This is a genomic window from Corynebacterium sp. HMSC070E08 (assembly GCF_001808895.1).
Classification (GTDB): Bacteria; Actinomycetota; Actinomycetes; order Mycobacteriales; family Mycobacteriaceae; genus Corynebacterium; species Corynebacterium hiratae.
In genome coordinates this window covers 1-2,153 of the sequence record NZ_KV794782.1, presented here as the reverse complement: position 1 = coordinate 2,153, position 2,153 = coordinate 1, and the positions used below count along the sequence as shown (strand labels likewise).

At 59.1% G+C, this 2,153-nt stretch carries 3 protein-coding genes, 1 tRNA gene and 1 pseudogene; 4 read left to right on the top strand and 1 reads right to left on the bottom strand.

Going from position 1 to position 2,153, the window contains the following annotated elements; all coding sequences use genetic code 11:
- The first annotated feature begins 53 nt into the window (after positions 1–53).
- From HMPREF2526_RS08510 to HMPREF2526_RS08495, 4 genes are all read left to right on the top strand, one after another.
- Entirely contained in the window at positions 54–878 is an 825-nt protein-coding gene (locus tag HMPREF2526_RS08510) for a thymidylate synthase (protein ID WP_049155187.1), read from the top strand.
- Complete coding sequence (locus HMPREF2526_RS08505; RefSeq protein ID WP_049155189.1) at positions 878–1,423, top strand: dihydrofolate reductase; 546 nt, start codon at positions 878–880, stop codon at positions 1,421–1,423. Before HMPREF2526_RS08510 ends, HMPREF2526_RS08505 begins: the two co-directional genes overlap by 1 nt.
- Positions 1,423–1,701: a glutaredoxin domain-containing protein gene (locus tag HMPREF2526_RS08500; RefSeq protein ID WP_049155191.1), complete on the top strand. Its 279-nt coding sequence runs from the start codon at positions 1,423–1,425 to the stop codon at positions 1,699–1,701. The genes HMPREF2526_RS08505 and HMPREF2526_RS08500 overlap by 1 nt, the downstream gene beginning before the upstream one ends.
- 71 nt (positions 1,702–1,772) lie before the next feature.
- Positions 1,773–1,845: transfer RNA gene (locus tag HMPREF2526_RS08495), tRNA-Arg, on the top strand.
- A gap of 21 nt (positions 1,846–1,866) precedes the next feature.
- Here the strand turns inward: HMPREF2526_RS08495 and HMPREF2526_RS12975 are convergent.
- Positions 1,867–2,153, bottom strand: a pseudogene (locus tag HMPREF2526_RS12975) (IS481 family transposase); the annotation flags it as partial.

Genomic DNA, 2,153 nt, shown 5'->3' with positions numbered 1-2,153 from the left:
AATAGGGTGTCCACTAAACGAGGGTAACCTCAAACGTTCTACACTTGGACATCATGAGTGACACTCCCACCGCTTCTTCAGCCCTCACAACACCATATGAGGACCTCCTGCGCCGCGTCCTGGAAGAAGGCGCTCCCAAAGGCGACCGCACTGGTACCGGTACCCTCTCCCTGTTCGGTGCCCAACTTCGTTATAACTTGGCGGAGTCTTTTCCCCTGCTGACCACCAAGAAGGTCTACTTCCACGGCGTGATTGGTGAGCTGCTGTGGTTCTTGCGCGGCGAATCCAACGTGACGTGGCTGCAGGAGAACAAGGTCCGCATCTGGAACGAGTGGGCCGATGAGGACGGTGAGTTGGGCCCTGTCTACGGCGTGCAATGGCGCTCCTGGCCCACGCCGGATGGCCAGCACATCGACCAAATTCAGGCCGCCCTGGACACGCTCAAGAACAACCCGGATTCCCGCCGCAACCTGGTCTCCGCGTGGAATGTCTCTGAGCTGGACAAGATGGCGCTCATGCCCTGCCACCTGCTGTTCCAGCTCTACGTCGCTGACGGTGCACTCTCCATGCAGGTCTACCAACGCTCCGCGGACATGTTCTTGGGCGTTCCTTTCAACTTGGCCTCCTATGCCGCGCTGACCCACATGTTTGCACAGCAAGCAGGCCTGAAGGTGGGCGAGCTCATCTGGACCGGCGGCGATTGCCACATCTACAACGACCACATCGAACAGGTCAAGGAGCAGCTTTCTCGCGAGCCCCGTGCATACCCGCAGCTCAAGCTCCACAAGGCGCAGGACATGTTCTCCTATGACTTCGATGATTTTGAGGTCATCGGCTACGACCCTCACCCCACCATCAAGGCGCAGGTGTCCGTTTAATGCTGGGCGCAATCTGGGCCCAGTCCCTTGACGGCATCATTGGTGACGGCGTGGTCATGCCCTGGCACGTGCCGGAGGATCTCAAGCACTTCAAGGAAGTGACCATGGGCGCGCCCGTCATCATGGGCCGCAAGACATGGGAATCCCTCAACCCCAAGTTCCGCCCGCTGCCGGGCCGGGAGAACATCGTGCTGTCCAGCCGCGAGCCCGACGAGTGGTCTGCGGGCGCCACCGTGGTGGATAGCATCGACGCCGCACTCGAAACCGCGCCCGGCGACGCCTGGATCATCGGCGGTGGCCAACTTTATAGCTCCGCCCTCGACCGCGTGGATACAATCGAGCTCACCCTCATGGGTGTACAAGTCGGCGATGCCTACGGCGCAGATGCCGTACTCGCCCCGAGCGTTCCGGAAGAATTCAGCCTATCTGCCGATAGTGACTGGCTGACCTCCGAATCAGGCCACCTCACCATTCCCGGCCAGCCCCCGAGCGAGCTGCCCATGAAATACCGATTCCTCACCTACGACAGAAAGGCTGCTGCATAATGGCAACTACCCCCGAAACCACTGAGCACGTCACCATCTTCTTCGCTGACTGGTGCCCGTTCTGTGTAAAGCTGATCAAAAACCTGGACCGCACCGAAACCCCATATGAGCTCGTCGATGTCGAAGGTGAGAACACCGACGACATCAACGCCTGGATTGAATCCGTCAACGACGGCAATCGCATCGTTCCAACCGTCCTCTACTCCGACGGCACTCACGCCACCAACCCTTCCGCCAGCGAGGTTCGCGCCAAGTACGCGGAGCTGGCCGGCGAGTAGACCCAAGGCGACGCATTTACCGCCGCCTAAAGCAGGGCTGCTAATCTTACTTAGGTGCGCAACGCACCCCCGCCCCAGTAGCTCAGGGGATAGAGCACGGCTCTCCTAAAGCCGGTGTCGGAAGTTCGAATCTTCTCTGGGGCACGCTGTGAAGTCTCGAGACATCGTTCCGGTCGGTGTCTCGAGATTTTTAGTTGCCCCGACTGGGGTTGAGTTCGTTGTCTTTCTAGTTGTAGTAGATCTTTTCTTCGGTGAGTGTGTAGGCGGCGATTTGTGCCCCAGTGATGGCTATTTTGACGTCGACGTGGTTGTCGATGCAGACCATGGTGATTGGTTCCCCGCCCCATCTGCGTCCGATGTAGAGGCGGCGTAGTTTGCCTCCCCATCGCAGGGTTGTCTTGCCGTTGGTGCCGATTTTGGGCTTAAGGGACATTTCGTGTGGATTTGCGGCG